This is a genomic window from uncultured Thiodictyon sp., from assembly GCF_903946935.1.
Lineage (GTDB): Bacteria > Pseudomonadota > Gammaproteobacteria > Chromatiales > Chromatiaceae > Thiodictyon.
This window is the reverse complement of record NZ_CAJAXH010000053.1, coordinates 1-6,198: the sequence shown is the minus strand read 5'-3', so window position 1 is coordinate 6,198 and position 6,198 is coordinate 1. Positions and strand designations below refer to the sequence as shown.

At 65.3% G+C, this 6,198-nt stretch carries 4 protein-coding genes; all 4 read left to right on the top strand.

Annotated elements, in window-relative coordinates; translation table 11 throughout:
• Positions 1-298: 298 nt before the first annotated feature.
• Entirely contained in the window at positions 299-1,300 is a 1,002-nt protein-coding gene (locus tag QZX93_RS05140) for a DMT family transporter (RefSeq protein WP_295393641.1), read from the top strand.
• Between the two features lie 373 nt (positions 1,301-1,673).
• Positions 1,674-2,537: a GTP cyclohydrolase FolE2 gene (folE2, locus tag QZX93_RS05135; RefSeq protein WP_295393638.1), complete on the top strand. Its 864-nt coding sequence runs from the start codon at positions 1,674-1,676 to the stop codon at positions 2,535-2,537.
• A 324-nt stretch (positions 2,538-2,861) separates the two neighbouring features.
• A complete protein-coding gene (gene cas3 / locus QZX93_RS05130; RefSeq protein ID WP_295393634.1) occupies positions 2,862-5,645 on the top strand; it encodes a CRISPR-associated helicase Cas3' in 2,784 nt (927 codons plus the stop codon).
• Between the two features lie 39 nt (positions 5,646-5,684).
• Entirely contained in the window at positions 5,685-6,074 is a 390-nt protein-coding gene (locus QZX93_RS05125; RefSeq protein WP_295393631.1) for a hypothetical protein, read from the top strand.
• Positions 6,075-6,198 lie beyond the last annotated feature (124 nt).

Sequence of the window (6,198 nt, the reverse complement as noted above, 5' to 3'; positions counted from 1 at the left end):
TCCCGCGACACCGTCGCCGCCACCATCCAGCGCCTGGCACGCAACGTCCGCCTGGTGTTCGACTACCTGGGCATGACCGAAAATTCCCGCCGTCGGCGGGGACGGCCAGCCACGGCGGGCTAGAACGGATTTGCCGTGGGACAACTGCCTCCCAACGGCGACACCGCCTGGCGAACTGGTATGATGGCCGCGCGCCGTGGTCTCTCCAACAACGCCCATGGCGGCGTACAAGACCCAGGCTGGGCCGCCGATCGGCTTGCCTATCCCCAAGCGCGCTGCGGACCTTCGCTTCTTCAAGATGCCTGTCACCGACCCAACCCTGCCGCCTGCATCCTATGTGACCGGCGCACTCTGGGGACTGTTCGCCATTTCCATCTGGGTCGGCTGGATCCTCTTGACCCGCTTTGGCGTCACCACCTCACTCCCCCCCTTCGACCTCACCGCCCTGCGGTTCGGCTGTGCCGGCGCGCTGTTGTTACCGATCGTCATCCGCCGGGGATTTGCCGTGCGTCAGGTCGGCCTGCCGCTGCTGGCCGCAATCTGTGCCGGCGCCGGGGTGCCCTATGTGATCATCGCCTCCGCCGGTCTGCAATTCGCCCCGGCCGCCCACGCCGGCGCGCTCATCCCCGGCACCATGCCGCTGTGGACCGCGGTACTGGCGATGGCCTTCCTGCACGAGCGGATCTCGGGGTCGCGCCGGATCGGGCTGCTGTTGATTCCGGTCGGTATCGTGATCTTCGTCGGCGCCGGCCTGACCAACCTCGCCGCCGGCTGGTGGCGCGGACACCTGCTGTTTCTCCTGGCGGCCCTGTGTTGGGCCAGCTTCACGGTGGCCATGCGCCGCGCCGGCCGCCAGGGCCTCACCCCATTGCACGCGGCCGCCATCGTCTCGGTCGTGTCCGCGGCCTGGTACTTGCCGGTCTATGTCCTCGTCTTGCCGCACCGTCTGACCGCCGCACCCTGGGGCATGCTCGTGATCCAGACCGTCTATCAAGGCGTGTTCGTGGCGATCGTTTCGCTCTATGCCTACACCCGCGCAGTCGGCATTCTGGGGGCCTCGCTGGGCGCCAGTTTTGCCTCGCTGGTCCCGGTGCTGGCGATGCTGACCGCGATACCGCTGCTCGGTGAAATACCCAAGCCGCTCGACTATGTCGGCATTGCCGCAGTCACCTTGGGTGTCCTGCTGTCCAGCGGCGCCTATCAGGCACTGGTCACGGCCATGGCGCCCGCACCAACCCGAAAGACGCACCTAGACCCGGGAATGGCTCACGCCAAGGCGCCAAGCTCGCCAGAAAATTAAATCGGGTAGAGCCGCTTTCCAGATCGCCCTCCGGGTGACTGTCGCAACGCCAATAACGCACTGAAAGGCCTTGGCGAGCTTGGCGTCTTGGCGTGATCACTGCTCTTTCTTGGATGGAGGTTGCGGCCCCCTTGGCCGCTCCCCATCCCGTCCTCCCCCAATAGGGGAGGGAGAACTGGAGCGCGCTCCCGGGCGAGATTCACCGTTTGCCTCGCCCGGGTCGCACCCCGATAATGGCCGGTTTGCCGGGGGCCGAAGTGTCCGGGATTGCGGCCGCGGCTGGATGACCGGACGATTACGCGGTTGTCTGGCCGTCGCCGGACACCAAGTTGCCGGATCAATCAGGCCGAAAGGCCGCGTCGAGGAAGACTGCATGCAGCAAGCGAGCGAAACCACCCCCGTGTCCACACCCACTGCCGCGCCCGGGACGGGCATCGCCGACGTCCAGGGCAGTGCGGACACGCGCCGCATTGCCATCGACCGGGTCGGGATCAAAGACATCCGCCACCCGGTGCGGGTGCGCGACCGCGGCGGCCTGGAGCAGCACACAGTCGCCTGCTTCAACATGTACGTGTACCTGCCCCACAATTTCAAGGGCACGCACATGTCACGCTTCGTGCAAATCCTGAACAGCCAGGAGCGCGAGTTGAGCGTCGGCGCCTTCAAGGAGATGCTAAAGGAGATGTCCCAGCGGCTGGAGTCCGCGGCCGGGCATATCGAGATGCGCTTCCCCTTCTTCGTGAACAAGCGCGCCCCCGTAAGCGGGGTGGAGAGTCTGCTGGACTACGAGGTGACCTTCATCGGCGAGATCCGCGACGGCCACCCCACCCTGGAGATCAAGGTGGTGGTGCCGGTTACCAGCCTCTGCCCCTGTTCCAAAGAGATCTCGGCCTACGGCGCCCACAACCAGCGCTCGCATGTGACGGTCCAGGTGCGCGCCCGCGGTTTCATCTGGATCGAAGATATCATTGAATTGGTGGAGCGCGAGGCGTCATCGCAGCTCTATGGGCTATTGAAACGCCCGGACGAGAAATTCGTCACCGAGCACGCCTATGACAACCCCAAGTTCGTGGAAGACATGGTGCGCGACGTGGCCACCCGACTCAATGCCGATGAGCGGGTCGCCGCCTATATCGTCGAGTCCGAGAACTTCGAATCCATCCACAATCACTCGGCCTATGCGCTGATCGAGCGCGACAAGGAGGCCGAGGCACGAATCGCCGAGGCATCGCTATAGGAATTTACCGGCCTTGATCATCGTTGCAACCAGCGGCCATCTTCTGGAGTACAAGGCTTCAGCCTTGGACTCCGAGCCCAAGGTGGCCGGAGCGACGATCAAGGCCGTAAATCGGCCAACAGCAGCCTCCCGGTGGCGCCGAATCGCGCGACGGACTATTATCGCCCGGAATCCATTGATCGAGTAAAGCGCCGAACACTAGCTCTGTCGGCGCAGCGACTGGCATGCATCACCGGTCAGGGAGCCTGTTCAGCACGGTAGCCAGACAGAGACGATGGCTCCGGCAAACGCACCACATCGGAAAACCGCCGTCAGGGGCCAGGAATGACATACGACGACTTCTTCCAGCAAGCGACCCAGCTACCCGAGGGAAACGCCCCCTTCCCCTACCAGGTCCGACTCGCCCAAGAACCTTGGCCGGACCTGCTGGATGTGCCGACCGGCATGGGCAAGACCGCCGGCGTCACCCTCGCCTGGCTATACAAGCGGCGCATCCTCCGCGACACCGACACGCCACGCCGCCTGATCTGGTGTCTGCCGATGCGCGTCCTGGTCGAGCAGACCCACCGCGAGACCTGCCGCTGGCTCTGCAATCTGGGCCCGGCCGGCGAGCTCGGTGACGGCAAGGTCTCCGTCCACCTGCTGATGGGCGGCGCCGACGACATCAAGACCTGGGCCGAGCATCCGGAAGAGGACATGATCCTCATCGGCACCCAGGACATGCTGCTGTCGCGCGCCTTGATGCGCGGCTACGGCATGAGCCGCTACCAATGGCCGGTCCACTTTGCCTTTCTGCACAACGATGCACTCTGGGTACTGGATGAGGTGCAACTGATGGGCGCCGGCCTGCCGACCAGCGCGCAACTTGAGGCCTTTCGGCGCAAGGCGGAATTTCCTCTGGCCCGCCCCAGCCGCACCCTCTGGGTTTCGGCCACCCTCAATCGCGACTGGCTGGCGACGGTGGACCTGCGCCCACACTGCGATAGCCTGCGACCGGCCGCGCTGGGCGACCAAGAGCGCCAACTGCCCGCAGTCACGCGGCGCATCAACGCACTCAAGGCATTGCAGCGCGCCGACACCGCCCTGACCCCGGACAATGCGAAAGACTCCGCGGCGGCGCTGGCCCGCGAAGTCCTGGCCGCACACCAAGCAGCCAGCACCACCCTGGTTATCGTCAATCAGGTCGAACGCGCCCAAGCGCTCTACCGCGAGATCAAGAAAGACCGCCAAGCACCGCCGCTGCTCTTGCTCCATGCCCGCTTCCGCCCCGCGGAGCGGCGCGCCATCGAGACCCATATCAGGGAGGCACCGCCGCCCGAAGGCCGCATCGTCATCGCCACCCAGGCCATCGAGGCTGGAGTGGACATGACCAGCCGCACCCTGTTCACCGAGCTGGCCCCCTGGTCCTCACTGGTACAACGCTTTGGACGCTGCAACCGCTACGGAGAGTGCAACGCGGATGGCGGCGCAAACATCCGCTGGATCGACATCACCGACGACAAGGCCGCCCCACCCTACGCCCCGGAAGACCTGGCCACTGCCCGCGAGAAAGTCGCCGGACTCGACAGCGCCGCGCCTGCCGACCTGCCGCTCACCGATGAGCCGGCCCCCCTCTGGCCGGTCCTGCGCCGCCGCGACTTTCTGGACCTGTTCAACACCGACCCTGACCTCTCCGGATTCGACGTCGATGTCTCCGACTACATCCGCGACTCCGAAGTACCGCCTTTGGCCGTCTTCTGGCGCGACTTCGGCGACGACCCGGGCGAACAGCCCCCACCGAGCAGACAGGAGCTGTGCCCCGTCTCCATCCGCCAAGCCGATAAGCTCGGCAAGCTGGGCAAGCGGGACATCTGGCGCTGGGACACCCTCGGCCGCGGCTGGATCAAACTCGACCGACCCCGCCCCGGCATGACCCTGTTGCTGCGCGCCAAAGATGGCGGTTACGACCCGGACCTGGGATTCGTCGCCGACAGCCGCGGCAAACCCGTCCAACCCCTCCCGCCCCTCACCGTGGCCGCAGACGAGTCCTACAAGTCGGACTGGCGCTCGGCTCAGACCAGGCCCATTGAGCTAGCGGACCACCTCGCCAGCGCCGCCCGTGCCGCCCAGGCCCTGTGTGATCGCCTGGCCGAGACCAATCCCGCGGTGGTTCGCGCCGCCCGCTGGCACGACCGGGGCAAGGCACACGAAGTCTTCCAGACGACCATGACCGCCTGCCCGGACATGCCCAAAGGCGATGGGCGCCTCTGGGCCAAGTCGAACGGCAAAGGCCCGCGGCACAAGCGGCCCTATTTCCGCCACGAACTCGCCTCAGCGCTTTCCTGGCTGGCCGCCCATGACGGTGAGCCCAACGCCAATCTCATCGCCTATCTGATCGCCGCCCACCACGGCAAGGTGCGCCTGAGCCTGCGGGCCATGCCGGACGAGCAAGAGCCGCCGAACGGCAAACGCTACGCCCGCGGGATCTGGGAGGGCGACCAACTCCCTGCGCTCACCTTCGACGGCGAACAGTCCCCGGAGACCACCTTGCGACTCGCCCTCATGGAACTTGGCGAAGGCGAACAAGGCCCAAGCTGGACCGCCCGCACCCAAGCCCTGCTGGCAGAGTACGGCCCCTTTCGGCTCGCCTGGCTGGAGGCCCTCGTCAGCATCGCCGACTGGCGTGCCAGTGCCGACGAGCAACAAGGCACGGCGGACAATTCAACAGCAACGGAGAACGACCCGCATGAATTGGCAACAAGCGATTCAACACTGGCGCGACCTGCCGGAGGCGCAGAAGCGCCGCATCCGCTGGCAGCGCATCCCGCGCAACGTGGCCCAGAGCATGGCCTTCGAGGGGGAACCGGTGAGCCTGGAGGCCCTGGAAGCGGAACACGCGCGCCGGCCCATGCCACCCGCCACCTCCAGACCCAACTCGGCATCCTGACCTACTCCGAACCGGCGCCCCACCTCGCCAGCCGCGTAAACGACATCGAGGCGGCGATCGAGGCCGGTCACTTCGATCGTGGCACCCTCGACGACGACCTGATCCTCAACCTACACCGCACCCTGTGCGGCAACCTCGTGCCCGACCTTGCCGGCTGGCGCCGTCACGATGTCCAGCTTTGAAGCCACCGCCGATACCCTTTTCATGGACCGGAGCCCCGCATGAACGAGATCATCCTCGCCGGTTGCACCCCGACACCCCTGCCCAACTATCTCAAGGCCCTGGGCATCTTTCGACTGGTGGCCGAACAGAAAGACCCGGGAGTCAAGGCGCGTTGGCGGGGGGAGCGGTTCGCACTCATCACGCGACTGTCACCCGAAGAACTGGCGCGGTTCTTTCTGGATGAGTACCGACCGACGCCGATCCTGTCACCCTGGAACGGTCGTGCTGGATACTTGGAAGGCGACGATACAGACGAATCAACCCCACCGACCCTTGAAGATCCCGATGCTATTGGGGTTGTTGCGCTGCAACCCGATCAGACAGAAGCATCCAAACGGCGAGGGTGCGAATTGTTAGAAACGTTCCGCAACTCTAGTGCAGCAGAGTGAAAGTCCCGACACCGTCTGACCCGTTATGCAGCGAGTGGTTTGCCCTCATAGGTCCAGCGAAATGGCTTGGCCATCGTGTTGTTGAAGAATTCAATAAAGTCCGTGATCTTCTTTTCGAGGTCCG